This is a genomic window from Pedobacter nototheniae (assembly GCF_032678625.1).
Classification (GTDB): Bacteria; Bacteroidota; Bacteroidia; order Sphingobacteriales; family Sphingobacteriaceae; genus Pedobacter; species Pedobacter nototheniae_A.
This window is the reverse complement of sequence record NZ_JAVTSO010000001.1, coordinates 757,637-782,604: the sequence shown is the minus strand read 5'-3', so window position 1 is coordinate 782,604 and position 24,968 is coordinate 757,637. Positions and strand designations below refer to the sequence as shown.

The following is a 24,968-nucleotide window of genomic DNA, read 5'->3' as shown; positions in this document are numbered from 1 at the left end:
CAAATGTTAAAAAATGAATCTATTTTATATCCGCCCGAATTCTGCTTAAAGTAACTTGTGTAACGCCCAGGTAAGAAGCTATATGTTTGAGGGCAACGCTTTTAGCCAGCGCCGGCGATTGATCCAGAAACTCCAGATAGCGTTCAGTTGCGGTTTTAAACAGTCGGTCTATCAATCTTTTTTCTGTTGCAATTAATTCCTGTTCAGCAATTTTTCTGCCCCAGTTGGCAATTTCTATATGTGTAGTGTATAAAGAAAGTAAATCATCCGATTTGATTTGAAATAACCGGCAATTTTCTAAAAGCTCGATATTTTCATATCCGGGCTTATGGTTTATATAACTGTTGTACGAAAATAAAGCATCGCCTTTTTGCCCGAACCAGAATGTAATTTGCTGGTTTTCTCCATCCGAATACGCCCGCGCAATTCCTTCATCAATAATGTAAAAGTACGGTTCTGTTTTTTCTGCCCTGATTAATACCTCGCCCTTATGGGCATTGATTATTTTGAAACAAGAGGCCAGAAGCAATAAGGAAGAATTGCTTAATGATGAAAACAGGGGGATATTTTTTAACTCGTTGTGCAATTTCTTTTTTAATTTGATAAAGCTATTAAACTTTTTTTATTTAGGGTGTAACCTGATTAAAAATCATGTAGTCATAATACACAGAACACGGTTCATAAGAATTAAAAGAATATTAACATTTAAAAAATATAATTATGCCAGGAGAATTAGTCGCGATAACAATGTTTTTAGGAGCATTCGCAATGGTATTTGGGATTCGTTATTTATCAAACAAAGAAAAAATGGCCATGATAGAGCGTGGAATTGACCCAGGAATGTCGAGATCGGCACCTAAACCCTTTCTAAGTCTAAAGTTCGGTTTACTGTTAATCGGTATCGGTTTAGGTCTTATTGTAGCACTATTTACGGTTCGTAGTGTTTTTGGCCCTGAATTAGAGTATGACCAAAAAGGACAAGCAGTTGCAGTTTATTTCGGTTCAATAGGAATATTTGGAGGCTTAGGTCTTGTTTTATCTTACGTTTTTGAAAAAAGGTGGCTTGATAAACAACCATAAAATAAATTGGTTTAATTGTTAGCCTGTTTCCAGCGATTGGAAACAGGCTTTTTTATTTATTCGCCGTGGTAAATTACTTTGCCATTTTTACTTAATGCATAACCCTTCCATCCAAAGATTTGTAAATCGTCTTTTTTCCAAACGTAATTCCCTTCCGTTCCGGTTCTTTCTAAAATAATACTTTGTTTTTCCTTCGGAAGAAATAATTCTGCCTTTGTTTGATCGCTGTTGAACAAGAAATAGGCCGCCAAAGTATAACTTTCCTTGTTTTCTACCGGTAAAAGTTTATTCTGCTCAAACGTTCTGATACAGTCATTTTTAAGCACAGACCAGGTGTAACCGGCCGCAATTAAACAGCCATGTTCGTCTTTTGCTCCGCCAATTTTGGGCGGTTTACTCATGGCGGTGCCGGTACTATCTGATGGAGTGTTTTTATTTTCGGCTTTAGGGTTGCAACTCCATATTACTGCAACAGATAAGAGCAAAAAAATGCTTTTCATAATCAAATGATATTTAGTTAATTAATACATAAATATCTGTAAATTATTTGTCTTTCTGAACGTTGTTAATTACCGCAACGGTTAAGCGGCTAATGCAACTCATTTTACCACGGTCGTTGTAAATTTTAATTTCCCAAACATGCGTTTTAGCACCAATGTGCAAGGGTTTACAAATGCCGGTAACCAATCCGCTTTTAACCGGGCGAAGGTGGTTGGCATTAACTTCGAGGCCAACGGCAAGGTATTTTTCAGGATCAACGCACATAAATGAAGCAATACTGCCCAGGCTTTCGGCAAGCACAACCGAAGCGCCGCCATGCAAAATTCCAAAAGGTTGGTGTGTGCGTTCATCTACCGGCATAGTGCCCGAAATAGAATCCTCGGTTATTTCAGTATACCTGATATCAAGCGTTCCACCGATATTATTTTTTGGCCAGTTGTTTAATTCTTCAGGCGTATATTTTTTAAACCACATGGTAGCGCTCCTTTAATATGCCAACATGGTGTATAACATGCCCTGCAACAATAAATAATATAGATTTTACATTAATCTCCCGGTTAGAAGCCGTGCCTTTTCTGCTCAGTTCGTTTTCATTCAACGATTTAAAAAAGTGAAAATTCGCTTTGCGCAAAGCAATAAATTCTTCAATAAGATCTTCTAATTCCCTTTCATGGAAGCGGGCATTCGTAACGTAATCATTTTCATCAAAGCCAGGTAAGGCTTGCTGTTCATTTCTCGAAAAACAAGTCATCCGGTACACCAGAATCCGTTCGGTATCTATAATATGCCCTAACAACTCTTTTAAAGTCCATTTACCAGCTGCATAAGCATAATTTTCTTTAGCAGCATTGTTTCTGAACAAATCTGGGATGGTGATAATCTGATCAGCTAAAATCTGTAAAACATCACCGTTAACTTTTTCGATATAAGTTTCGCCCCAAACAGGGTATTCGTTAGGCTGTGGTCGGTTCATAGGTTAAACTACTTTTTAATATAATTCTAAATGTTGTGCCTTTTCCAATTTCAGATTCTTTAACAAAGATATCTCCGCTATGGTAGTTCTCCACAATACGTTTGGTTAATGATAAACCCAGGCCCCAACCCCGTTTCCGGGTGGTGTAACCAGGTTGAAATACAGCATCAAACTTCGATCTCGGAATTCCCTTCCCCGTGTCGGTTACATCAATAAAAACCTGCTCTTTAGCTAAGTTTTCGATAATATTAACGGATATAGAACCCTCATTTTCTATAGCGTTGGCAGCATTTTTAAGCAGGTTTTCAATTACCCAATCAAACAGCGGAACATTCAGCATGGCCCTAACCTGCTCATCGCCGGTAATGGAAAATTTCACCTTATCGGATGTTCTTACTTTGAAATAACTAATAAAATTACTGATAACAATATAAACGGTATGATCTTCCAGTATAGGCTTGGAACCAATTTTTGAAAAACGATCGGTAATAATTTCCAGTCGTTTAATATCATTCTCCATTTCGGCAATCAATGGGTCATCTTCAGCATCAAATTTAGATTTCATCAACTCCGTCCAGGCCATTAAAGAAGAAATAGGTGTGCCCAGCTGATGCGCGGTTTCTTTAGCCAAACCAACCCAAACATGGTCTTGCTCTGCCCGCCTTGATGAGCTGAATGCTGCATAGGCCGTTAATAAAAAGAGAAAAATCACACCCATCTGGATGTATGGGAAATACCTGAGCTGTGTTAAAATAAAAGAATCCCGGTAATAAGCTTTAAACTTTCGGCCTATAATATTCATTTCATCCGGACTGTGCTGCGCTTTCATTTTATCCAGCTGGTGCACAAAATACAAACTATCGTAGGTAAGTTTAGGATCCGTGGGGTAATTGGTTTTAGTACTGTCCAGTCCAAAAAAGGAACTGATTGTTCCAGCCGAATCAACCATGATTACAGGTGTTTTTGTGTTTTTTCTAACGGTTTCAACAATGGTTCGAAAATCATCATTGTCGTATAATAACATCGATCGCTCCTGTATTCTAACCCAAAGGTGAAATTGGTCGGCTTCCTCGCGTTCCATTTTTTTTACAAAAGAATCGGTGTAAAATACTGAGGCTATGCCGATTAGTATGGCAAAAAAAAGGAGGAAAAATTTCCAGCGGCGTTTTTTTTCGTAAGGGTTCATGCTTTGGTTTGCCAAAATACAATAACAAAACGAAAAAAACATAAAAAACATATCTTTGTACCGCTACGCAATAGGCCGATGGCCGGACTGTTTTTTACGCCAGGCCCAATCACTTATTGCTCAACAACCCAACCATGGATAAAAAAGTTAGAGTAAGATTTGCCCCAAGCCCAACCGGAGGCTTGCATTTAGGAGGTGTTCGTACCGCCCTGTTTAATTATTTATTTGCCAGGAAACACAATGGAACATTTGTTTTACGTGTTGAAGATACGGATCAAAATCGTTTTGTTGAAGGTGCCGAGCAATACATTGTTGATTGCTTAAACTGGTGTGGCATAACGCCAGACGAAAGTCCTGCCAACCCGGGCATTTATGGCCCTTACCGCCAGAGCGAACGTAAACCGGGTTATAGAAAATTTGCCGAACAACTTATTCATGATGGTTACGCTTATTATGCCTTTGATACCCCTGAAGATTTGGACGCCAAACGCAAAGAAATTCCAAATTTCCAGTACGGGCAGGCAACCAGAATGGGCATGCGCAATTCTTTAACTTTAACCATAAATGAGGTTGAAGAACTTTTGGCAGCTCAAACACCGCATGTAATCAGGATAAAGGTTCCGGAAAATGAAAATGTGCATTTTAACGACCTTATTCGTGGTGATGTAAGTTTTGAAACTTCATTGGTTGATGATAAGGTTTTGCTTAAAGCAGATGGAATGCCAACCTATCACCTGGCTGTTGTGGTTGATGATAAGGCCATGGAAATTACACACGCATTTAGGGGCGAAGAGTGGTTGCCATCAGCACCCATACATATTTTACTTTGGAAATATTTAGGCTGGGAGAGCGAAATGCCTCAATGGGCACATCTTCCTTTAATTTTAAAACCCGATGGGCATGGTAAACTAAGTAAACGCGATGGAGATCGCCTTGGTTTTCCGGTTTACGCAATGAACTGGGCCGATCCAAAAACAGGCGATATAACCAAAGGATTTAAAGAAATGGGCTTTTTGCCTGAAGCCTTTATCAATATGCTTGCTTTGTTGGGCTGGAATGATGGTACTGAACAGGAAATTTTTAGCTTAGCTACGCTGGAAGAAAAATTTTCTATTGAAAGAATTAGTAAAGCAGGAGCTAAATTCGATTTTGAAAAAGCCAAATGGTATAACCACGAATGGATTAAAAATTCGCCGGCAAACAAATTGCAATCAACGGTTAAACAATTATTGGCAGAAAACAATATTGAAGTTAAAGATGATGCCTTTTTAAATACGGTGATTGATTTAATTAAAGATCGCTGTACTTTATTGACCGATTTTGTTGCACAAAGCGGTTATTTCTTTGCAAGTCCTGAAGTGTATGATGTTGCTTCGGTTAAACCAAAATGGACTGAAGAAAAGGCTGGATTTTTTAAGGCTTATGCCGACAATTTAAGTCAGAACTTAGTTAATGTAGCAGATGCCGAAGCCGCCTTTAAAACACTGGCAGAAGAAAAAGGATTTAAACCAGGCGAATTAATGCTGCCATTTAGAATTATGCTTGTTGGCGGCAAATTTGGGCCTGGTGTATTTGATATTGCTGTATTATTTGGTGCCGGAGAGACTAAAAATAGAATAGAAAAAGCCATAACGCTTTTCAATAGCTAAACTTAAATATTTTAGAAAAGCCAGGCATTAAACCTGGCTTTTTCTTTAGGTACAACCTAAAAGAATAATATTCACATTATGGATAAAAATATTTTATACTTTAGTATAACAATTCCTATTAAATAAGAGTTATTTATTAAATTAAACAGTAGGTTATGCAGATTTTTGGAAAAGGGAGCGATAATATCGAAGATAGCAGAGGAAGCAAAGGTGGTGGAAAAGCTATTTTGGGTGGTGGTTTAGGATTAGTTGTTATTGTTTTAGGTTTGTTTTTTGGTAAAGATCTAACCGGCTTGGTTGGTCAGATGCCTGTTAGTGACAATGTTGAAGTAAGGAAGGGTATCCCAGCTGATTCAGCAGGAATTCAAATGTCGAAAATTTTAAACTCAACCGATGAGGTTTGGGTTTCAGAGTTTCAGAAGCTTGGTAAAGTTTATGAAAAACCAACCTTGCGATTGTTTGAAGAAGCCGTTCAAACAGGTTGTGGTACAGCAGGTGCTGCTGTGGGGCCGTTTTACTGCCCGGCCGATCGTAAGGTATACATTGATCTTTCCTTTTACGACGAATTGAAAAACCGTTTTGGCGCAGCCGGCGATTTTGCACAAGCCTATGTTATTGCACACGAGGTTGGCCACCATGTTCAGAATTTATTGGGCATTTCCGAAAAGTTAGACCGGGCCCGTGGCCAGGTTAGCCAGGCAGAATACAACCGCTTATCCGTAAAATTAGAATTACAAGCCGATTTCTTTGCGGGTTTATGGGCCCACAATGCTCAGAGCTTAAAAGATTTTAAACTGGAAGAAGGGGATATAGAAGAAGCTTTAACTGCTGCCAATGCTATTGGTGATGATAAATTGCAGAAAGAGGCAACCGGAGAAGTTAAACCTGATTCGTTTACACACGGTACCTCACAGCAAAGAATGTATTGGTTTAAAAAAGGATTTGAAACCGGCGACATTAAACAAGGCGATACCTTTAACGCTAATAATTTGTAAAAAGGTAAAACATTTTTAAAACAACTTTGTTTGTTTACAGTTGCGGAGGACTTTTGTTTTGCGCAATTATATATAATTATCTCATCCCAAGCTTCTTATTTGTTTAATAAACATGATCCTCATTGTTGATGACAGGCCTGAAAACCTGATCTCTTTACAGAAAGTACTCCAGGCCCATAATTTTGAGGTCGATACGGCCTCGTCGGGTGAGGAGGCGCTGAAAAAAGTCCTTAAAAATAATTACGTCCTCATCATTCTTGATGTTCAGATGCCCGATATGGATGGCTTTGAAGTTGCTGAAGCCATTTCAGGTTTCAGCAAGGCAAAAGACACCGCAATTATATTCCTGTCGGCAGTAAATACAGAATTGAAATTTATTACAAAAGGCTACATGAGTGGCGGACTGGATTACATTACCAAGCCTGTTGACATTAATGTGCTTTTACTGAAAATAAAAACTTTTTACCGCATTTATGAACAAAGCCGTAAGCTTAACGAAGTACAGGAAAAGTTATTGGAAGAAATCGAATTCAGGAAAGAAGCAGAACATAAAAAAGACGAATTCATCAGCATTGCCAGTCACGAGTTAAAAACACCACTAACCAGTGTAAAAGGGTATATTCAGCTTCTGCAGCGCAGCTTAAACAAGGATGATAAAACAACTGCCCAAAAGCATTTGGAAAAAGCAAGCATCCAGCTGGAAAAACTAAATGAACTTATTGTTGATTTACTGGATATTTCTAAAATAGAGAGTGGTAAACTTAAGTTTAATATGCAAAATTTTTGTGCCGACAATATGGTAAGCAATGCCATTGAAATGTTGCAGCAATCCAATCCTGATTTTAAAATTACCAAACTCGGTAAAACCCATGAAACCATTTATGGCGATGAAATGCGCCTGGAGCAGGTGGTTATCAATTTTATTACCAATGCCATAAAATATGCGCCCGGAACAAACCAGGTTAATGTAACCATCAATATTAAAGATGGTAAGCTATATTTATCTGTAAAAGATTTCGGTATCGGAATTTCCAAAGAACAACAGCCGAAAATCTTCGAGAAATTTTATCGCGTAGAAGAGAATAGCAACCGTTTTAACGGCCTTGGCATTGGTTTGTACATCTGTTCGGAAATTATTAAAAGGCACGGAGGTTTAATTGGTGTAAATAGTGTGCCTGATGAAGGCTCGGAGTTTTATTTTATCATTCCGATTGAAGAAGAATCGATTTTAAAAACACAGCAGGAAACCGCATTGGAAAACTAAGGCACAATTAGATTATCTTAAAGTATCACATTTCAATAGTATAAAATTTTTAATGAAAACAACTCTTAAAAACAATTTGCGTTTAGGCCTTGGTTTATCGCTTATTATTCTTTTTATCAGTTCACTGGCCTCTTATGTAAGCATCAGAAATCTGATTAAAAGTACTGAATTGGTTAAGCACAGCGATGAAGTTATCCTAAATGTAGAAAACATAATTTCAGTATTAAAAGATGCAGAAACCGGGCAAAGAGGATACCTTTTAACAGGTAATAAGGTTTTTTTAGAACCATATACAGGCGCCAATGATACCGCTACTGTTATTTTAAACCATGTAGCAGCCGGTACAAAAGATAATGCCGTACAGCAAAAAAATGTTACCGAGTTGCGTAAAATAATGGGCCAGAGAATGGACATTCTAAAATCTACCATCGAAATTAAATCGTTGGGAGGTGTGGTAGATCCAACGGTATTGTTTCAGGGTAAAACGTATATGGACCAGGCCAGGAGTGTGGTTAAACGAATGGTTACAGAAGAAAAAAGACTGCTGGAAGAACGAACTTTAGAATTAAACAAGCTTACCGCTTATACCCCCGTTTTAATTGTAGTGGCGGCAGTTTTAGCCATATTAATTACCCTGTTTTTCTATAGAAAAGTCTCTCTTGATTTTGATGAGCGTACAAAACTGCAGCAGGAGCTGGAAGATAAGAAACGCGAAATGGAGAAACGGATTATAGCCATTAAAGAAATTGCTGCTCAAATTACAAAAGGCAATTATGGTGTTAAGCTCGATAATGATGCCCAGGATGATTTGGGTGAGCTATCCGAATCGCTTAATTATATGTCGTTATCTTTGAAGAAATCTTTTGATACCCTTGAAGAAAACGAGTGGATCCAAACCGGTGTAGCCAATTTAAACGTAAAAATGGTAGGCGAGAAGGATATTTTCCACCTGGCCGATGACATTATTGAGTTTTTAGCCGCCTATACAAAAAGCCAGATTGGGGCCGTTTATTTATTTAAGGATGATGGTTATCTGCATTTAAAAGGTAAGTATGCGCTGCAAGGTCAAAATCTGGTTGAAACCTTAGAGCTTGGCCAGGGCTTAATTGGTCAGGTTGTTAAAACCGGCAAGCACATATTATTGGATGAAGTGCCCCAAAATGAATTGATGATCAGTTTTGCTTCCGGGAAAATTAAACCTGCACAACTTATCGTTTTACCCATTATCAGAAACGGAATTTCGATTGGTGGCTTAGAGCTGGGCACCATAGGCCATTACAGCGATTTGGAACTACATTTCCTTAATTTAGTTTTATCTGATGTAGGAACTGCTTTGTTGGGCGCTCAAAACAGGCAAAAACTGCAACAACTGTTAGAGGAAACCCAGGCACAGTCTGAAGAACTTCAGGTGCAGCACAACGAGCTGGAAGGGATGAATGCCGAGCTGGAAGCACAGGCTCAAAAATTACAGGCATCAGAAGAAGAATTAAGGGTGCAGCAGGAAGAGTTATTGCAAAGTAACCAGGAGCTGGAGGAAAGAAGCAGTTTGCTGGAGGAGAAAAACGAACTGATTGAAGAACGAAATATCGAGATTCAGCAAAAAGCAGAAGCCTTAGAATTAAGTACAAGATACAAATCCGAATTTTTAGCCAACATGTCGCACGAATTGCGAACGCCATTAAATTCTATCTTGCTGTTATCCAGGTTGATGTCGGAAAATGAAGACATGGACCGCGAACATCAGGAATATGCAGAAGTAATCCAGAGTTCGGGCCAGGGGCTTCTGAGTTTAATTGATGAAATTCTCGATCTATCAAAGATTGAAGCCGGTAAAATGGAATTAGACAGGGCTAATATTAAGATAGAAGAGATTACAAGCAACATGCGCGCTTTATTTAATCCTGTAGCAAAAAATAAAAATCTGGAATTAATTCTCAATACATCAACAGATGTTCCGGAATATTTCCATACAGATAAAATGCGTTTAGAGCAGATTTTAAAGAACCTGCTTTCCAATGCCGTTAAGTTTACTACACAAGGTTCTGTTACACTCAGTATCACCAAAAATGATAAGCTAAACGCAATTGTTTTTAAGGTTACAGATACGGGGGTAGGTATTGCTGCGGAAAAACAAGCGATGGTATTTGAGGCATTCCAGCAAGCTGATGGATCTACCCGACGTAAATTTGGAGGCACAGGTCTTGGCCTTTCAATAAGCCGCGAGTTGGCCAAACTGCTGGGCGGGTATATTGATCTGAAAAGTGAAGAAGGAAAAGGCAGTATTTTTACCCTGGTTTTGCCTATTGATAAAAATAAGGGTTTTGAGGAGTTTATGCCCGAAAAGCCGGTAGAAACAGTAGAGCTTTTGCCTAAAAAGGCTAAAGATTTAACCGTTTCAAATATCCCTCAGGAAATTGAAGATGACCGCGATAACATTGAGCCGGATGATAAAGTAATTTTAATTGTGGAGGATGATACGCCATTTGCAAAAACCCTGCTTGATTTTACGCGTAAACGCAATTATAAAGGATTGGTAGCGGTACGTGGCGATGTGGGTATTGAGATGGCTAAAACATTTAAACCGCTTGCAATTTTACTGGATATCCAGCTGCCGATAAAAGATGGATGGCAGGTGATGGAAGAATTAAAGTCGGATCCGGAAACACGGCCTATTCCTGTACACATCATGTCGTCTCTTCAGGTTAAAAAGGAGAGTTTATTAAAAGGAGCTGTTGATTTTATAAACAAGCCTTTTGCTTTTGAGCATATGCAGGAGATTTTCTCTAAGCTGGAGCACGCTTTAAGCCGCCACCCTAAAAAAGTTCTTATTGTTGAAGAAAATGAACAACATGCAAAAGCCTTAAGTTACTTTTTAAGCAATTTTAACATTCAAACCGAAATTGTAAACCAGGTAAACGAAGGTGTTTCTGCTTTGCATAAACCAGAGGTTAACTGTGTGATATTAGACATGGGTATTCCGGATAAACACGCTTATGAAACTTTGGAAGTCGTAAAGAAAACACCAGGACTGGAGAATTTGCCGATCATTATTTTTACAGGTAAAAACCTTTCCAAAGGCGAAGAAAACAGAATTAAACAATATGCAGATTCTATTGTAGTAAAAACGGCCCATTCTTACCAAAGAATTTTAGATGAGGCTGGTTTATTCCTCCACCTTGTGGAAGAAAAAAATAAGGATGCAGGCAAAGCTCCAAAGAAATTTTCAGAATTGCAGGATGTTTTAAAAGATAAAACCGTATTGGTTGCTGATGACGATGTGCGTAATATTTTTTCTTTAACCAAGGTGCTTGAGCAACATCAAATGAAGGTGTTAACGGCAACAGATGGTAAAGAAGCCCTTAAACTATTAAACGAAAATAAAGCGGTTGATGTAGTACTGATGGATATGATGATGCCTGAATTGGATGGTTATGAAACAACTACGGCCATCAGGCAAAATATTAAGTACCGTAACCTGCCAATTTTAGCTGTTACAGCTAAAGCCATGATGGGCGACCGTGAAAAATGTATTGCCGCCGGCGCATCAGATTATATTAGTAAACCAGTAGATATGGATCAGTTGGTTTCACTTTTACGTGTTTGGTTATACGAAAATCATCATAAATCTTAATGCCTTTAAATTAACATGTCAAAAAAAGTAATACTCATTATCGATGATGATAACCGAAACATTTTTGCGCTTAAAGCTGTTCTAAAAGCCAAAGGTTTCGAGTGTTTATCTTCAACCAGTGCAAGGGATGGATTTACCATAATGGAAGAAAACGGAGCGGTAGCTGTTGTTTTAATGGATATGATGATGCCCGATATGGATGGTTATCAAGCCATTTCGGCCATGAAAAAATCCGAAAAAATGCAAAATACTCCCGTGCTTGCAGTTACTGCCCAGGCTATGGTTGGCGATAAAGAAAGATGTTTAAGTGCTGGAGCTTCCGGATACGTATCGAAGCCCATAAATGTGGATGAATTATTGTTACAAATAGAAAAAGTTACGAAATAGGAAGTGATTAGCGATGCAATAGATAATGAACAGGTAGAAATACTGCTTAATGATGTTTTAGAAACCCATGGGTATGATTTTCTCGAGTATTCGCACGCTTCCATTAAGCGGAGGATATCAAGGCTTTATGCGCTTGATAATTTTGTAAGTTTTGCTGAGTTTAGGTATACGATAAAGTCTGATAAACAGTATTTTAAACGCTTTTTAGAAGAAATTACGGTTAATGTGACCGAAATGTTTCGGGATCCTTCTTTTTACAGAGCCCTGCGGAATGATGTTTTACCTGTTTTGGGTACCTATCCCTTTATCAGGATTTGGGTTGCAGGATGTTCAACAGGAGAAGAAGCCTATTCGCTGGCAATTGTTTTAAAAGAACTTAATTTATTGCACAAATCCTTAATTTATGCAACTGATATTAATCCATCGGTTTTAGAAAAAGCAAAAAAAGGAATGTTTCCTTTAAATTATTTAAAGCAATACTCAGAAAATTATTTACAATCGGGAGGATTGAGAGAATTTTCTACTTATTATACCGCGAATTATTCCTTGGCAAAATTCGACGAATCGTTAAGTGGAAAAATGATTTTTTCGACACATAATTTGGTTTCCGATCATTCCTTTAATGAATTTCAGCTTATTTTATGTCGAAATGTGCTGATTTACTTTGACAAAGATTTGCAGCATAAAGTATTTAACCTGTTCGATAGTAGTATAGAAAAGTTGGGATACCTGGCACTTGGAAGCAAAGAAAGTTTAGATTTTTGGTCTAAAGCAAAAGAATATAAGCGAATTAAAACAGAAAAAATATGGCGGAAACTATAGCATCAGACAAATGTGATGCGCTGATTATTGGCGGTTCTGCCGGTAGTTTAGACGTTTTACTGGAAATTTTTCCAATGCTTGATGCTGAACTTAATTTCCCAATTATTTTAGTCACCCATCGGAAATCGGGGAACGAATCTTTATTAAGTGATTTGCTGCAGAGCAGAACCAAACTTAAAGTTGCAGAAGTAGAAGAAAAAGAACGGATACTCCCGGCTAAAGTTTATATAGCACCAGCAGATTATCATTTACTAATTGAGGAAGACAAAACTTTTTCTTTAGATTATTCTGAAAAAATAAATTATTCACGCCCATCTATCGATGTAACGTTTCAGTCTGCAGCTGAGGTTTTTAAGCAGAATTTAGTTTGTATTTTGCTGTCGGGATCCAATGCTGATGGGGTAGAAGGATTAAAAGTTGTAAACAATTTGGGGGGTAAAGTGGTTATACAGAACCCAGAAACAGCAATGATGCCTTTTATGCCAGCACAAGCGGTTATTAACGTTAAAAATGGGATTGTTTTGGATTCAGCTGAAATGGCAGATTATATAAATAAATTAAATAAAACTGGACCTTCAGAAGTTAAGTAGTATGGTTACAAAAAGGATATTTGTTTTTGATGATAATAAGGATATTTTAGACTTATGCACTTTCATTTTGGAAGATGCGGGTTATGAAATTAAAACATCCGAAAATGCAAATAACATCGAGCAACAGGTAGCAGATTACATGCCCGATATTATATTTATGGACAATTGGTTACCTGATTTGGGCGGCATTCAGGCTACAAGAGCGCTTAAAAACCATCCAGATTTAAAACATATACCCGTTATCTATTTTTCGGCCAATAACGATATTTCGGCACTTGCAGATGAAGCTGGGGCAGATAGCTATTTATCTAAACCTTTTGACATATCAGCATTGGAAGAAATTGTGAAAAAACATTTGAGTTAATGTTATTTAATTAGTTCTTTCCCCAGATTCTGGTATTTAAATCCAGTTCGCCAATAATATCATACATAAACTTAATTACAGAAATATCTTCATTTAAAAGGACCGGATTTAATAAGGTTTTAAAAACGGGGGCTTCAAAATAATTTCTGTGCAAAGGAAATGCAATATACATTCTGGAATTTATGAAGGATAAAGAAATGGTACTCGCTGATTTACGGTTCAAAAAAAATATTCTTTCCATCATGGCTGGCGTCAAAATATAGCGGGCTTCTACCTGGTCGTTGGCGTAGGTTACAAAAGCATTGTTAAATTCTGGGTTTTCCAGCAGGATTACATCCTTATCGCCAAAAGAGAAAACATTTTTAGAAAACCAGGCGCCAAAAGCTGCGGTAATGCCTTTAGGCCGCACAATAGTAACGCCATTGAAGTTTTTATTAAAATCGGCTACAAAAATAATTCCCTTAAATATATCATTCCAGCTTACCCTGCGGCCATCTTTAGTTTGCTCCTCCGTTTTATATTCAGCATGTACTTCTGCAAAGTAAAAACCAGTATTTCCGGCCTTTCCGCAAACAAGGTCTTCGGTATGGTAGCGATCAGGACTGGTGCTAAAAAGCTGGGAAGAAACAAATTCGTGATCCAGTATGCCTTCATAAGGTTTAATTGTGAGGCTTGGATCAAGCGATTTTAATGCCGAACCGATTACATCACGTTTGAAAGTGCCACTGTACATTCGTGCCTGTTCGGTTATGCGGTAAAGTAAAATGCCGCCATAAATTATCGCAGCTAAGGCTATAACAAATGCAGGACCTAATATTCCGAGTATGGCACCTATAATAAAAAATACGAGGCCGCCACCAATAAAAACATAGCCTTTAGTTTTTGTCGAAGCAATTTTTTTGCGCTCAATTTCTAACGTAGCCAGTACACTTTGAAGGGCTGCGTTATTTTCAACCTCATTATACATTAACTGTTAAAAAGATCTTTGGCGCTGATGTTTTTACGTTCTTCTTCTGCTGTGGCAAGTACAGGAATGGGCTGGTAATTTAACATACCAGCAAATATGCTTCCCGGAAACATCATAATTGCATTGTTGTAATCCGTAACAGAAGAATTGTATGCGCGACGGGCAGCAGCAATTTGTTCTTCACTTTCTGTCCAGGTATTTTGCAGGTTAATAAAATTTTGGTTTGCCTTTAAATCAGGGTAATTTTCTACATTAACCATTAAGCCTTTTACACTGCTGCTTAGTTGTGCATCAATTGAAGCGCGCTCTGAATCGCTAATATTGCCAGAGGTTGCTTTAGCCCTAAGTTCTACTATTTTGGTTAAAGTGCCTTGTTCGTAGGTTGTATATTGCTTTACAACTTCTACCAGGTTAGGAATTAAATCGAAACGTTTTTTAAGCATCACATCAATAGCCGAAAAAGCATTGGTAACCTGGTTTTTCTTTCCGATTAATGAGTTGTAGGCAAAAATACCAAACAGCAAAATAAGTCCGATAATAACAATGGCAATAATCATAATGTAAGTTTAATATGCTTGGTAAATATATAAAAGAATTGTATTTGTTTTAATTTAACGCTTTTCTTCTTTTTCCTGTTGTTCTCTTTGTTTTCTCCGTTCAAGCCTTTTTTGTTTTCTTTTTTCGTGATTAGCCCTCATGGCTTTAAAATTAGCAATATGTTGCCTAACCTCTTGCTGTTTTTCCTCTGTTAAGCCAATGCTGTGTTTAATGCCCACAAAAAGACTTCGCCAAATTAAATTAAAAAAAGAAGTATTAGCTGGTCGGATATAAACCACATCGGCAGAGGTAAATTTGCCGTTTCTATCGGGATTTTCGGGATTTATAATTAAAGCATTTGCCAAAAAAGAAAGAAAGCCACGCTTTACTAAATGTCCTTTTTCAGGATCATTTTTCATTAAGGCCACAGAAAGATCATAGTATGAAAAATTTACTTTTCCCTTTGCTATGGAATCATTTGCATTAAAGTTAAATTCAAATTTATCTACATTGCCACGGTTAATTCTTACTAATCCAAGTGGTCTGGTAATTTGATTGAGTATACGTGCATTGGTATTGTGTAGCACGCCCCCATAAGAAAAAGCACCATTTTTTGCTAATAAATCAAACTTGAAATCGACATCTAATTTGCCTTGGCGCATTAAATAAGTGGTTAGTTTAGCCTCCATAACCGGATGTACCGCTTTCACCTTATCTATATTAGTTGCATTGGTAATGGTGCCAGTGGTATGATCAAAAGAAATAATACCTTTTTGCTTGCTCTCTTCGTCAAATACCGAATAATTGATATTTACATCCTTTAATAAAATCTTTTCTACTAAAATGGGTGCTTCTAATTTTTGAAGCAGTTGATGAGGGAAACGTCCTATTCTATTTTCTTTTTCACGTTTTGGAAGACTCTGGCTGTTAAACACAGAAACTGAACCATTCGCAATAGTCATGTCTTTAGCGCGTAATTCCTGCTTTCTAATATAAAGCGGCAAATCAATCCCATTTAAAAGCATATCACTCATTTGAATATTGAAGCGATCTTTAGCATAACCAGCAACTACGCCAAATTTCATTTCATCATAAAGTGGAACTAAGGCAAATTTTTTAATTCTTAATTTTCCGGTTGAAGCCCTGAAATCAAGTTGGTTTAACTTAATTTCGTACATCTTGTCGGGAGTAGGATAGGTATAATCCTTTAAATTAATAACCACATCTTTTAAAAGGTACAATCGTTTCGGATCCTCAGAAGAGGTAGAATCCAGTAATAAATCCGTTAGGGTAATATTAAGATTGTCAATAGAAAATACTTCTGATTTTGGTAAATTTTTATTAACGTATTTAAAGCTGGCATCCTTAAACAATATGGTTTGAATGCTAAATTCTTTAAGCAGTTTGCTTATAAAAGTATAGGGAGATTTTATTGGACGCGGCGGGCGGTTTTCGTTAAAATCGAATTGCTTATTTACCATTAAAACATCTGGCTTATCAAAAAGAACTTCTTCAATTTTTAACTTTCGTTCACGGTATATGGTAAAAGGATGAAAGTTTTTAATAACCAGCTTTTTTAATGAAACTTCATACAAATTGTTGGGCGCCCTTTTTAAGGCAATTAATTCTTTAAACCGGTTGGTATCCGGTACTATTTTTACGTTTCTTAAAGATGCGTGGCCGGTTAAAATATTTGTAGTAACGTTGGTAAAGCTAATGGTGTACAATCCATCCGTAGATTTATAAATCAGCGATTTAATTTGCCCGGTAATGGCCGGCTTGCATTTATAATTTAAATACCATGCTATACCAGCCAACACCATAAAAAGAAACAGGAATATTCCCGCTAGCCATTTTATTATTCTATATCGGTATCTTTTTTTTTCTGGCATTTAAAAAGTTATGGCATTTGATTAGCAATATACATTTATAAACGTATTTGTTAAAGCTGTGTTGCTAATTTTTATCTCTTTTAGCTTGCCTGGCCGCTTTTCTATCGGCCCTTTTTTGTTGTCTTATTTTTTTTGCAATTACCTTTTGCTGTTTTACGGGGTCTTTTACCGGAACAACGCCAACGCCAACAATATCTCTGATGCCCATAAAAACAGTCTTCCACATTAAATTAAAAAAAGAGGCAGAGTTTATTCTGGTATTGGTCATGGTTGCTGTTCTTGGCGCCTCACCTTTAGCCGGGTTTTGATCCTTTACTAAAATAGAATTTGCTAAAAACGACAATAAGCCTTTTTCTTTAGTGCCTGTTCCATCAATATTATCGGATAAAAGCTTAACCTTTAAATTGGTATAAAGCATATTCATTGAGCCAGTAGCGCTACGCAAATTTCCGTTGGCTTTAAAATCAATGTGTTGTACCTGTCCGCTTTCTATTTCTACCAATCCTAATGCTACCGATAAAGGATTTAACTGTTTAAAATTAAAAGAGCCTAAACGCCCGCTGTAGTTAAAAGCACCATTTTCTGCTGTTAAATTAAAGTCTATTTTTACATTTAACTTTCCCGATCCCATTAAAAGAGAATTTAAATCGGCAACCGCATGGTTGTTTTTGGTTAACTGGGTACTGTCGTTGGTTACATTCAGGATGTTTCCAGTTAAGCGGTTAAATTGTACCGATCCAGTTTTTTTACTCGCCGGATTATATTCCGAGTATTTAAGGTCGATGTTCCTGATTTTAACCGTATCAATTAAAGTTTGAATATTTAATCTTTTAAGTGCCATATGCGGGAAATTTTTTCCCTTATCCAAGCCATGTGGGGGAGGAAATTCCCGGCTCATAAAAACCTCTACTTTTGCAGGACCGATTTTTAAAGATTTGGCATATATTTTTTGATCACTGCTAAGTCCGGCAAAATCCACGCCCGCAAACTCAACTTTATCAAAAGATAGGTTGTAACGGTCTTTTTGTACTTTATATTTTCGGGCAAAAGCTAATTCGGGGTACATTGGAATTAGTTTAAAGCCCTTCACTATAATCTTTTTCGAAGTAGCCGATCCGCTGATGGTATCCACTTTCATGGTATACATTTTATCTTTCGTTAAGGATTTATATCCGGCAATCTCAAAAGAAATATCTTTGGTATAATAAAACCTGGTGGTGTCATTTTGAGAAAGAGAATCGAGTAAAAAATCTTTTATATTGATGTTAAGGTGTTGAATAGAATTTACAGTTGTTTTGGGCGTGCTTTTATTGATGTAATCAAAATCGGCATCTACAATCCTAATGCTTTTAACATGTATTGCTTTTAAAGTTTTTGAAATTTGATCATAAAGTGTCTTTTCAGCCTTAACAGTGTCTGGTTTCTTAGGTACTTTATTAAAAATCATGTTAATGGAAGGCTTTTCCAGCACAATAGAACTTACTTCGACCCGTTTTTTAAAATATGCGGTTAAAATGCCAACACGCGAAATTTGTAACTTTTTAAGCTTGAGCTGAAAAAGGTTGGGCGGTGCCAAGCCTTTAACTTTTAAACTGTCAAATACTGCAGAGTCAGGTGTTAGAGTAACTTCGTGTAGAGCCAGGCTTCCGGTTATTATGTTAAGATTAATGGTTTTAAAATCTATTTTATAGAGATGATGCGATCCGTTATAAACCCCGGCCTTAATTTTTTTGGTAAGTAAGGGTTTCCAGGTAGCAGATAAGATAATGGCTGCGGCAGAGATCACTAAAACTAATCCACCCAATATTCCAGCAAGCCACACCCACAATTTTTTTCTCTTGTTGGTCATTTGTTTATTGGTTTATGGCTATAAAACAGATTGATGCGCAAAAGGTTTGGTTGTGGTTTATACCAGCTAACGATTTAATAATCGTCAGTTTTAAGTAATCATCATGTTCAAACATGTCAAATTGTCATTTTTAATTTTATTTATGTATTTTTGCAATCCCAAAATCTTTTTAAATAATGATTGATTTACAAGTACAGGATAAGACACACGATGAGGCACGCCAGGGTGAGGCTTTAATTTTAGAAGCACCCGAAAAAGCCGATGGGCGTAAATTATATATTGAAAGTTATGGCTGTGCCATGAATTTTGCTGATAGTGAAATTGTAGCTTCCATTTTGTCGGAAACCGGATTTGAAACGACAAATGATTATCATCAGGCAGATGTGATTTTTATCAATACCTGTTCCATTCGTGAGAATGCGGAAACCAGGGTTAGAAACCGCCTGTCGCAATTTGGTGTAGAAAAGCGTCGTAATCCTAAATTAATTGTTGGGGTTTTAGGTTGTATGGCAGAACGTTTAAAATCTAAATTTTTAGAAGAAGAACGTTTGGTTGATGTAGTTGTTGGACCGGATGCTTACCGTGATTTACCAAACTTAATTGAGCAGGTAGAAACCGGGCACAAAGCTGTAAATGTACTTTTATCGCGCGAGGAAACCTATGCAGATATTAGCCCTGTTCGCTTAAACAGCAACGGCATAACTGCATTTATTTCCATTACCCGTGGTTGTAACAATATGTGCTCTTTCTGTGTGGTGCCATTTACCCGTGGCCGTGAGCGTAGCCGTGATGCACATTCAATTATTGCAGAAGCCCAAAGTTTATTTGATGCAGGTTACAGAGAAGTTACCCTTTTGGGCCAGAATGTAGATTCGTATACCTGGACATCAGAGGATGGAACAGAAACGGTAAATTTTGCACTTTTATTAGCGCAAACGGCTTTGGTTAGTCCTGATTTACGTGTACGCTTTTCAACTTCGCATCCAAAAGATATTACAGACGAAGTTTTATATACCATTGCAAAATACGATAACATTTGCAATTACATTCATTTGCCGGTTCAATCTGGAAATACGCGTGTGCTGGAATTAATGAACCGTACTTACACCCGCGAATGGTACATTAACCGTATTGATGCCATCCGTAATATTATTCCTGGTTGCGCCATATCTACTGATATTATTGCGGGTTTTTGTACCGAAACAGAAGAGGAGCACGAAGAAACATTAAGCATGATGGATTATGTACAATATGACTTTGCTTATAATTTCACGTATTCAGAAAGACCAGGAACTTTAGCGGCCAGAAAACTGGAAGATGATATTCCTGAAGAAGTTAAAAAACGCCGTTTAGCAGAAATTTTAGCTAAACAACAAGCGCACTCATTAATGCGTTTACAGGAGTGGATAGGGAAAACCATCAGGGTATTAATTGAAGGAACATCAAAAAAATCAGATAAAGATTATTGCGGACGTGGCGATAGTGGTGCAATGGCGATTTTTCCGGTAACGGAAGGTGTAAAGCCAGGACAATATGCTAACGTGCTGATTGAGAAATGTACATCGGCTACATTAATTGGAAAAATAGTATCATAATGTGTCATGCTGAATTTATTTCAGCATCTTAAATGGATAAGGCCCTGAAACAAGCTCAGCGTGACGAAACTTTAGAGAGAATAAATGGATACACAAACGATTAAACAACGGTTCGGCATTATTGGCAATTCGCCATTGCTTAATCGTGCTATAGATATTGCCGGTCAGGTTGCCCCAACCGATATGTCAGTATTAATTACTGGCGAGAGTGGTAGCGGTAAAGAAGTTTTCTCCCAAATTATTCACCAGTTAAGCGCCCGCAAACACGGTGCTTTTATTGCGGTAAATTGTGGAGCCATTCCGGAAGGAACAATAGATTCAGAATTGTTTGGGCACGAGAAAGGTTCATTTACAGGTGCGCACGAAGCCCGTAAAGGTTATTTTGAAGTAGCCAACGGTGGAACAATATTTTTGGATGAGGTTGCCGAACTTCCTCTTGGTACCCAGGCCCGTTTATTAAGGATTTTAGAAAGTGGCGAATACCTGCGTGTGGGTTCTTCTAAAGTGCAAAAAACCGATGTTCGTATTATTGCAGCAACAAATGTTGATGTATACAACCGTGTTAAAAGCGGTAAATTCCGCGAAGATTTATATTACAGGTTAAATACAGTTCCCTTACGGATTCCTGCTTTACAGGAACGCAAAGAAGATATTTATTTGTTATTCAGGAAATTTTCTGCCGATTTTAGCGATAAATACCGCAGTCCGGGTTTAAACCTGGAGCCTGATGCCATACAGATTTTAACCAATTACAGCTGGCCTGGAAATGTTCGTCAGTTGAAAAACATTGCCGAGCAAATTTGCGTGCTTGAAAAAGATCGAAACGTAACCGGACAGGCAATTTTAAACTATATCCCGAATGAAGCAGGAAGTAACCTTCCAATGGCAATTAATGCATCATCAAAAGAAGATTTTACAGAAAGAGATATTTTGTACAAAGTTTTGTTTGATATGAAAAAGGATATGGTGGAATTGAAAAAACTGGTTGCCGAAATTATTCAGCATGGCGGTAATACCGCTACCGTTTTAGCCGATAATCCTCAGTATATAAATCAACTTTACCGCGATGTAGAGTTGCCTGTAGGGCAAGAGCATGCTTTTACCATTCAGCAGCCGGCATCAAACAATAACAACAACAATAACGCGGATTACAATTATGCCCATGATGCAGAAGAAGTAGAAGAATCTTTATCCCTGGTTGATAAAGAATCTGATCTGATAAAAAAAGCATTGAAAAAGCATAAAGGTAAACGCAAGTTTGCGGCCCAGGAGTTAGGCATATCTGAGCGTACACTTTACAGAAAAATTAAAGAATTAAATTTATAAGGTGCGTAAACACCGAAAAATTCCTTTATAATCATGAAGATTAAATTATTTGGATTACTGATAATCGTGCTTTTGAGTTATTCCTGCTCTTATAAATTTAGTGGTGCTTCCATTCCGGCAGAGATGAAAACGGTAAACGTTAGGGTTTTCGAAAATAATGCGCCTTTAGTTATACCAGGATTAAGCAATCAATTTACTGAAGCTGTAAAAACAAAAATCCGTAATCAAACGCGTTTAAGCATTGTACAAACAGAAGGTCAGGCGATATTTGAAGGCCGTATTACCGGCTACGATATTAAACCCGTTGCACTGCAATCAAACAGTACGCCAACTGCGGCCGCCAACAGGCTTACCATTACTGTTTCTGTTAAATATACCAATACCATTAAAGGTCATGAAAAGGAAAGCTTTGAAGAAAGTTTTACACGCTATTATGATTTTCTTAATGGAGCAGCAATACAATCTTTACTCCCGGCAGCCATAGAAACCATTAATAAACAGTTAACAGATGATGTGTTTAACCGTGCCTTTGCGCAATGGTAGCCCTGTAATTTTTTCGGGCATTAAGTTTTTATTGTAAATTTCGACAAAGCTTATTGCCTGATGCATAGGAAGGCATAATCAATGCTGCAGAAACTTTTGGAAAAACCCACTTACATTTCTAACTTAGCAACAAACGTAACGAATGGATAACAAACAGCTACTGGCAAATTTAATCGCAAAACCTGAAAGGGTAAGGCCGGAGCATGTACCGATGTTACAGGAAGTGTTGTTGCAATATCCTTATGCGCAGGTTATACATATATTGTTGGCTAAAGCCCATGCCCAGTTTGTGCCAAAGGCTGCATTATACAACAATAGAAATGTTTTATACTCCATTCTTCAGGCAAAGCCAGCAGCAGATGAACCTTCAGGCGAAGCGGTTTTAGTGGAGGAAAAGAATGGTGAAGAGGTTTTTGAAGAAACAAACCTGGTGGATCAGGAGCTTATCGAATCCTCAGAACCACAAATTGATCCGCTCGAAAACATTCATGTAGAAACACCAAAGAATTTGCCCGGAACAGACCGGCATTTAATGGATACGCCGATTTTGGAAGATGCATTTGTAGAAAATGTTGTGGCTACGGATTTCTTCGCATTTGAGCAAAAATTAAGCACAGATGTGGTTATGGAAGCTCCTGAAATTGAAACTGTTGTGCCCGATGATCCGGAAATAAGCTTTGTTTCCAAATATGATGATGATGAATTGCCTTATACTTTTTTATGGTGGTTGGCTAAAACCCGGAAAGAACATGAGCAAATTTTTCAGCCTTATGCACAACCTAAGCCCGGTTTAGAAAAACAGCAACCACCTTTACAGAAGCCACAGGAAAGAGCCGAATTTCAGCAGCAATATGTAGAGCATATTTTTCACATTCAAACGCCGTTTGAAGTAGCAGATCATTTAGCCGAATACCCTGGCGGAGCGCTTAAAGATGCAAAAGGTGCGGAAATTATTGATAAGTTTTTAAAAGAAGATCCAACCATTAAACCGCCAAAGCCTGAGCAAATTGATAATGAAAATAAGGCTAAAAAGAGCGCAGAAGACCATTACGACCTGGTTTCGGAAACATTAGCTAAAATTTATATAGAGCAAATGCTTTATCACAAAGCCATAGATACTTATAAAAAATTAAGTTTGAAATATCCAGAAAAAAGCCGTTACTTTGCCGACCTTATCCAATCTATAGAAAAGAAATTTTAAAATATATTTAACCATGATAACGTTTTTAATCATTTTATTAATTATTGTATGTGTAGCCTTAGGCTTATTTGTTTTAATCCAAAACCCTAAAGGTGGTGGCTTGGCAACAGGTGGTGGCGGCAGCAATATGTTTGGTGTACAACGTACAGGCGATGTTTTAGAAAAAGGATCGTGGGTATTGTTGGCGGCTATTGTTGTTTTAACTTTATCAATTACTACAATTGCTAAAAGTGGTGGTTCATCAGCAGTGGGTAACACTGAAATTCAGGAACGTTTAAATAAAACACCTACACCTTCTCCAATTGGTGGCGGTTCTTTAAACAACACTAAGCCTGCAGCACCAGCTCCTGCAACAGCAGATACAACTAAAAAATAATTCTACCACAACCGGTATTTAAAAGCTTTCCTCAAAAGGGAAAGCTTTTTTGCGTTACAGTATTTTGCTCATTATTTTCCCTGAAATTGAAGCACGAAGATTTTAAGCAAGGGATGTAATGAAAGATTTAGCGCAAAAATACTTGAGCCACATAATAGCCTCCACCTACAACAATACAAGGCATTGCAAACACCAGCAATATAATAGCCCAGCCAAATGTATTAAAATAAGTTAAAATCATGGGTTTTGTAGGTTCTGATGGAATATAGGCTATTTTAACTTCCTCACCTATAAACCAACTTGATGGCGAGCTTAATGCATTATCTTGATAGCGAAACTCTTTACCTGTATTTGTTTTATACCAAAAAACTGGAGCATATAAAGTTCCTTCACTATCTTTAAGCTCCGCTAATTCTACAACTTTTGCTATCGTTTTTTCGCTTTTTTTGATAAACACTAACGATTTTCTGAATACAATTAAGGATGCAATTAATAAAGCTACACCAATTGCCAATGAAACATTATAGCCCATATTTGTTTATTTTTTAGTTCAAATGCTTTGAGATTTTAAAAAAAACAACTGTACAAACATAATTATTTTATAATGCGATGTTGCCTCAGTTTATTTGATTTTGAATTTAAAAATGGTTGAATTCCTAATTCAGTTTCGTTCATAATTAATACGAACCAAGTTCAGGGATTTAAAGTAGTGTCTTTTCAAATTTTATTTAAGGCCGATTTTATTTATAGCCCCTGCCAAGCTGGCACTTTATATTCCTGTATCGTTTATAAAATTGACAGTACAGGTGTAAATTTGTCCCTCAAAAACACTTGGCATAAAATGTGTTAATTGTATGTTTAGTAAAAAACTCAAATCAAAATAAAAAATAATAAAAGTTATGGCGTTAAACCTTAAACCAATTGCTGGCAGTTCGAACAGAGTAATAGTAGAGCCGGCTGCGGCAGAAGAAAAAACTGCATCAGGTTTGTATATCCCTGATACTGCTAAAGAAAAACCATCTAAAGGAACTGTAGTTTCTGTTTCTGAAGAAGATTCTGAAGGAAAAAAACCAAGTGTTAAAGTTGGTGACGTAGTTTTATATGGTAAATACGGTGGTACTGAACTTCCTATCGAAGGTAAAGATTACTTAATCATGCGCGAAACGGATATTTACGCAATCGTTGGGTAATTAAAAGGATTGGAAGCTGAACTGTTCAGCATCCAAATAATAAAAATAAG

Annotated in this window: 25 protein-coding genes; 15 read left to right on the top strand and 10 right to left on the bottom strand. The window is 37.3% G+C overall.

The genetic code is table 11. The features are described 5' to 3' along the window. Positions 1-19 precede the first annotated feature (19 nt). Positions 20-586, bottom strand: coding sequence for a Crp/Fnr family transcriptional regulator (locus tag R2Q77_RS03570; RefSeq protein WP_316802330.1), 567 nt, complete (start codon positions 584-586; stop codon positions 20-22). Positions 587-720: 134 nt separating this feature from the next. On the opposite strand from R2Q77_RS03570, the gene R2Q77_RS03565 reads away from it, so the two are divergent. Further along, the gene (locus R2Q77_RS03565; RefSeq protein WP_316802329.1) at positions 721-1,080 is read left to right on the top strand and encodes a DUF6249 domain-containing protein; all 360 of its coding nucleotides are present in this window, start codon (positions 721-723) and stop codon (positions 1,078-1,080) included. A 56-nt stretch (positions 1,081-1,136) separates the two neighbouring features. On the opposite strand, the gene R2Q77_RS03560 is transcribed toward R2Q77_RS03565, so the two are convergent. From R2Q77_RS03560 to R2Q77_RS03545, 4 genes are read right to left on the bottom strand one after another with little or no spacing between them, the layout of a single operon-like run. Further along, the gene (locus tag R2Q77_RS03560; RefSeq protein WP_316802328.1) at positions 1,137-1,580 is read right to left on the bottom strand and encodes a hypothetical protein; all 444 of its coding nucleotides are present in this window, start codon (positions 1,578-1,580) and stop codon (positions 1,137-1,139) included. Positions 1,581-1,623: 43 nt separating this feature from the next. Next, positions 1,624-2,055: a hotdog fold thioesterase gene (locus R2Q77_RS03555; RefSeq protein ID WP_316802327.1), complete on the bottom strand. Its 432-nt coding sequence runs from the start codon at positions 2,053-2,055 to the stop codon at positions 1,624-1,626. After that, the gene (locus R2Q77_RS03550; protein ID WP_316802326.1) at positions 2,045-2,554 is read right to left on the bottom strand and encodes a DinB family protein; all 510 of its coding nucleotides are present in this window, start codon (positions 2,552-2,554) and stop codon (positions 2,045-2,047) included. Before R2Q77_RS03550 ends, R2Q77_RS03555 begins: the two co-directional genes overlap by 11 nt. After that, positions 2,535-3,740: a HAMP domain-containing sensor histidine kinase gene (locus tag R2Q77_RS03545; protein WP_316802325.1), complete on the bottom strand. Its 1,206-nt coding sequence runs from the start codon at positions 3,738-3,740 to the stop codon at positions 2,535-2,537. The genes R2Q77_RS03550 and R2Q77_RS03545 overlap by 20 nt, the downstream gene beginning before the upstream one ends. 134 nt (positions 3,741-3,874) lie before the next feature. Here R2Q77_RS03545 and gltX point away from each other — a divergent pair, with 134 nt between their 5' ends. From gltX to R2Q77_RS03505, 8 genes are all read left to right on the top strand, one after another. Then, complete coding sequence (gene gltX, locus R2Q77_RS03540; protein WP_316802324.1) at positions 3,875-5,389, top strand: glutamate--tRNA ligase; 1,515 nt, start codon at positions 3,875-3,877, stop codon at positions 5,387-5,389. 155 nt (positions 5,390-5,544) lie between these two features. Beyond that, the gene (locus R2Q77_RS03535; protein ID WP_316802323.1) at positions 5,545-6,384 is read left to right on the top strand and encodes a neutral zinc metallopeptidase; all 840 of its coding nucleotides are present in this window, start codon (positions 5,545-5,547) and stop codon (positions 6,382-6,384) included. 112 nt (positions 6,385-6,496) lie between these two features. Then, the gene (locus tag R2Q77_RS03530; protein WP_316802322.1) at positions 6,497-7,648 is read left to right on the top strand and encodes a hybrid sensor histidine kinase/response regulator; all 1,152 of its coding nucleotides are present in this window, start codon (positions 6,497-6,499) and stop codon (positions 7,646-7,648) included. Between the two features lie 52 nt (positions 7,649-7,700). Beyond that, complete coding sequence (locus R2Q77_RS03525; RefSeq protein WP_316802321.1) at positions 7,701-11,279, top strand: response regulator; 3,579 nt, start codon at positions 7,701-7,703, stop codon at positions 11,277-11,279. Positions 11,280-11,294: 15 nt separating this feature from the next. Then, positions 11,295-11,666 carry a two-component system response regulator gene (locus tag R2Q77_RS03520; protein ID WP_316802320.1) on the top strand — a complete coding sequence of 124 codons (372 nt, stop codon included), beginning with the start codon at positions 11,295-11,297 and terminating at the stop codon, positions 11,664-11,666. 3 nt (positions 11,667-11,669) lie between these two features. Next, positions 11,670-12,488: a protein-glutamate O-methyltransferase CheR gene (locus R2Q77_RS03515; RefSeq protein WP_316802319.1), complete on the top strand. Its 819-nt coding sequence runs from the start codon at positions 11,670-11,672 to the stop codon at positions 12,486-12,488. Next, positions 12,473-13,078, top strand: coding sequence for a chemotaxis protein CheB (locus tag R2Q77_RS03510; protein WP_316802318.1), 606 nt, complete (start codon positions 12,473-12,475; stop codon positions 13,076-13,078). Before R2Q77_RS03515 ends, R2Q77_RS03510 begins: the two co-directional genes overlap by 16 nt. A gap of 1 nt (position 13,079) precedes the next feature. Next, entirely contained in the window at positions 13,080-13,442 is a 363-nt protein-coding gene (locus tag R2Q77_RS03505; protein ID WP_316802317.1) for a response regulator, read from the top strand. A 10-nt stretch (positions 13,443-13,452) separates the two neighbouring features. Here the strand turns inward: R2Q77_RS03505 and R2Q77_RS03500 are convergent, their stop codons facing one another. The 4 genes from R2Q77_RS03500 to R2Q77_RS03485 form a co-directional block, all read right to left on the bottom strand. Then, a complete protein-coding gene (locus R2Q77_RS03500; RefSeq protein WP_316802316.1) occupies positions 13,453-14,409 on the bottom strand; it encodes a DUF3137 domain-containing protein in 957 nt (318 codons plus the stop codon). Then, on the bottom strand, positions 14,409-14,966 hold the full coding sequence (locus R2Q77_RS03495) for a LemA family protein (protein ID WP_316802315.1): 558 nt from the start codon (positions 14,964-14,966) through the stop codon (positions 14,409-14,411). Before R2Q77_RS03495 ends, R2Q77_RS03500 begins: the two co-directional genes overlap by 1 nt. A gap of 54 nt (positions 14,967-15,020) precedes the next feature. Beyond that, on the bottom strand, positions 15,021-16,838 hold the full coding sequence (locus R2Q77_RS03490) for a hypothetical protein (RefSeq protein WP_316802314.1): 1,818 nt from the start codon (positions 16,836-16,838) through the stop codon (positions 15,021-15,023). 64 nt (positions 16,839-16,902) lie between these two features. Continuing rightward, positions 16,903-18,687 (bottom strand): hypothetical protein, encoded by a 1,785-nt coding sequence (locus R2Q77_RS03485; protein ID WP_316802313.1) that lies wholly within the window; start codon positions 18,685-18,687, stop codon positions 16,903-16,905. Positions 18,688-18,863: 176 nt separating this feature from the next. On the opposite strand from R2Q77_RS03485, the gene miaB reads away from it, so the two are divergent. The 5 genes from miaB to secG all read left to right on the top strand — a co-directional run bounded on the left by miaB (position 18,864) and on the right by secG (position 23,728). Next, a complete protein-coding gene (miaB, locus tag R2Q77_RS03480; protein ID WP_316802312.1) occupies positions 18,864-20,282 on the top strand; it encodes a tRNA (N6-isopentenyl adenosine(37)-C2)-methylthiotransferase MiaB in 1,419 nt (472 codons plus the stop codon). Positions 20,283-20,366: 84 nt separating this feature from the next. Next, positions 20,367-21,608 carry a sigma-54 interaction domain-containing protein gene (locus tag R2Q77_RS03475; RefSeq protein WP_316802311.1) on the top strand — a complete coding sequence of 414 codons (1,242 nt, stop codon included), beginning with the start codon at positions 20,367-20,369 and terminating at the stop codon, positions 21,606-21,608. A gap of 33 nt (positions 21,609-21,641) precedes the next feature. Next, entirely contained in the window at positions 21,642-22,151 is a 510-nt protein-coding gene (locus R2Q77_RS03470; RefSeq protein ID WP_316802310.1) for an LptE family protein, read from the top strand. Between the two features lie 142 nt (positions 22,152-22,293). Next, positions 22,294-23,352: a hypothetical protein gene (locus R2Q77_RS03465; RefSeq protein WP_316802309.1), complete on the top strand. Its 1,059-nt coding sequence runs from the start codon at positions 22,294-22,296 to the stop codon at positions 23,350-23,352. Between the two features lie 13 nt (positions 23,353-23,365). Further along, positions 23,366-23,728 carry a preprotein translocase subunit SecG gene (secG, locus tag R2Q77_RS03460; protein ID WP_316802308.1) on the top strand — a complete coding sequence of 121 codons (363 nt, stop codon included), beginning with the start codon at positions 23,366-23,368 and terminating at the stop codon, positions 23,726-23,728. Positions 23,729-23,855: 127 nt separating this feature from the next. Here secG and R2Q77_RS03455 read toward each other — a convergent pair whose 3' ends face one another. Further along, positions 23,856-24,260 carry a DUF3592 domain-containing protein gene (locus tag R2Q77_RS03455; protein WP_316802307.1) on the bottom strand — a complete coding sequence of 135 codons (405 nt, stop codon included), beginning with the start codon at positions 24,258-24,260 and terminating at the stop codon, positions 23,856-23,858. A 367-nt stretch (positions 24,261-24,627) separates the two neighbouring features. On the opposite strand from R2Q77_RS03455, the gene groES reads away from it, so the two are divergent. Continuing rightward, positions 24,628-24,918 carry a co-chaperone GroES gene (groES, locus tag R2Q77_RS03450; protein WP_131539428.1) on the top strand — a complete coding sequence of 97 codons (291 nt, stop codon included), beginning with the start codon at positions 24,628-24,630 and terminating at the stop codon, positions 24,916-24,918. Positions 24,919-24,968 lie beyond the last annotated feature (50 nt).

Bases quoted from the DNA above. Each gene is read 5' to 3' on its own strand.
- R2Q77_RS03470 (WP_316802310.1), top strand. From the start codon at position 21,642: ATGAAGATTAAATTATTTGGATTACTGATAATCGTGCTTTTGAGTTAT.
- R2Q77_RS03485 (WP_316802313.1), bottom strand. From the start codon at position 18,687: ATGACCAACAAGAGAAAAAAATTGTGGGTGTGGCTTGCTGGAATATTG.
- R2Q77_RS03455 (WP_316802307.1), bottom strand. From the start codon at position 24,260: ATGGGCTATAATGTTTCATTGGCAATTGGTGTAGCTTTATTAATTGCA.
- R2Q77_RS03530 (WP_316802322.1), top strand. From the start codon at position 6,497: ATGATCCTCATTGTTGATGACAGGCCTGAAAACCTGATCTCTTTACAG.
- R2Q77_RS03560 (WP_316802328.1), bottom strand. From the start codon at position 1,580: ATGAAAAGCATTTTTTTGCTCTTATCTGTTGCAGTAATATGGAGTTGC.
- R2Q77_RS03565 (WP_316802329.1), top strand. From the start codon at position 721: ATGCCAGGAGAATTAGTCGCGATAACAATGTTTTTAGGAGCATTCGCA.
- R2Q77_RS03525 (WP_316802321.1), top strand. From the start codon at position 7,701: ATGAAAACAACTCTTAAAAACAATTTGCGTTTAGGCCTTGGTTTATCG.
- R2Q77_RS03495 (WP_316802315.1), bottom strand. From the start codon at position 14,966: ATGATTATTGCCATTGTTATTATCGGACTTATTTTGCTGTTTGGTATT.
- R2Q77_RS03545 (WP_316802325.1), bottom strand. From the start codon at position 3,740: ATGAACCCTTACGAAAAAAAACGCCGCTGGAAATTTTTCCTCCTTTTT.
- R2Q77_RS03550 (WP_316802326.1), bottom strand. From the start codon at position 2,554: ATGAACCGACCACAGCCTAACGAATACCCTGTTTGGGGCGAAACTTAT.
- secG (WP_316802308.1), top strand. From the start codon at position 23,366: ATGATAACGTTTTTAATCATTTTATTAATTATTGTATGTGTAGCCTTA.
- R2Q77_RS03535 (WP_316802323.1), top strand. From the start codon at position 5,545: ATGCAGATTTTTGGAAAAGGGAGCGATAATATCGAAGATAGCAGAGGA.
- R2Q77_RS03510 (WP_316802318.1), top strand. From the start codon at position 12,473: ATGGCGGAAACTATAGCATCAGACAAATGTGATGCGCTGATTATTGGC.
- miaB (WP_316802312.1), top strand. From the start codon at position 18,864: ATGATTGATTTACAAGTACAGGATAAGACACACGATGAGGCACGCCAG.
- R2Q77_RS03465 (WP_316802309.1), top strand. From the start codon at position 22,294: ATGGATAACAAACAGCTACTGGCAAATTTAATCGCAAAACCTGAAAGG.
- groES (WP_131539428.1), top strand. From the start codon at position 24,628: ATGGCGTTAAACCTTAAACCAATTGCTGGCAGTTCGAACAGAGTAATA.
- R2Q77_RS03505 (WP_316802317.1), top strand. From the start codon at position 13,080: ATGGTTACAAAAAGGATATTTGTTTTTGATGATAATAAGGATATTTTA.
- R2Q77_RS03555 (WP_316802327.1), bottom strand. From the start codon at position 2,055: ATGTGGTTTAAAAAATATACGCCTGAAGAATTAAACAACTGGCCAAAA.
- R2Q77_RS03520 (WP_316802320.1), top strand. From the start codon at position 11,295: ATGTCAAAAAAAGTAATACTCATTATCGATGATGATAACCGAAACATT.
- R2Q77_RS03500 (WP_316802316.1), bottom strand. From the start codon at position 14,409: ATGTATAATGAGGTTGAAAATAACGCAGCCCTTCAAAGTGTACTGGCT.
- R2Q77_RS03475 (WP_316802311.1), top strand. From the start codon at position 20,367: ATGGATACACAAACGATTAAACAACGGTTCGGCATTATTGGCAATTCG.
- gltX (WP_316802324.1), top strand. From the start codon at position 3,875: ATGGATAAAAAAGTTAGAGTAAGATTTGCCCCAAGCCCAACCGGAGGC.
- R2Q77_RS03490 (WP_316802314.1), bottom strand. From the start codon at position 16,838: ATGCCAGAAAAAAAAAGATACCGATATAGAATAATAAAATGGCTAGCG.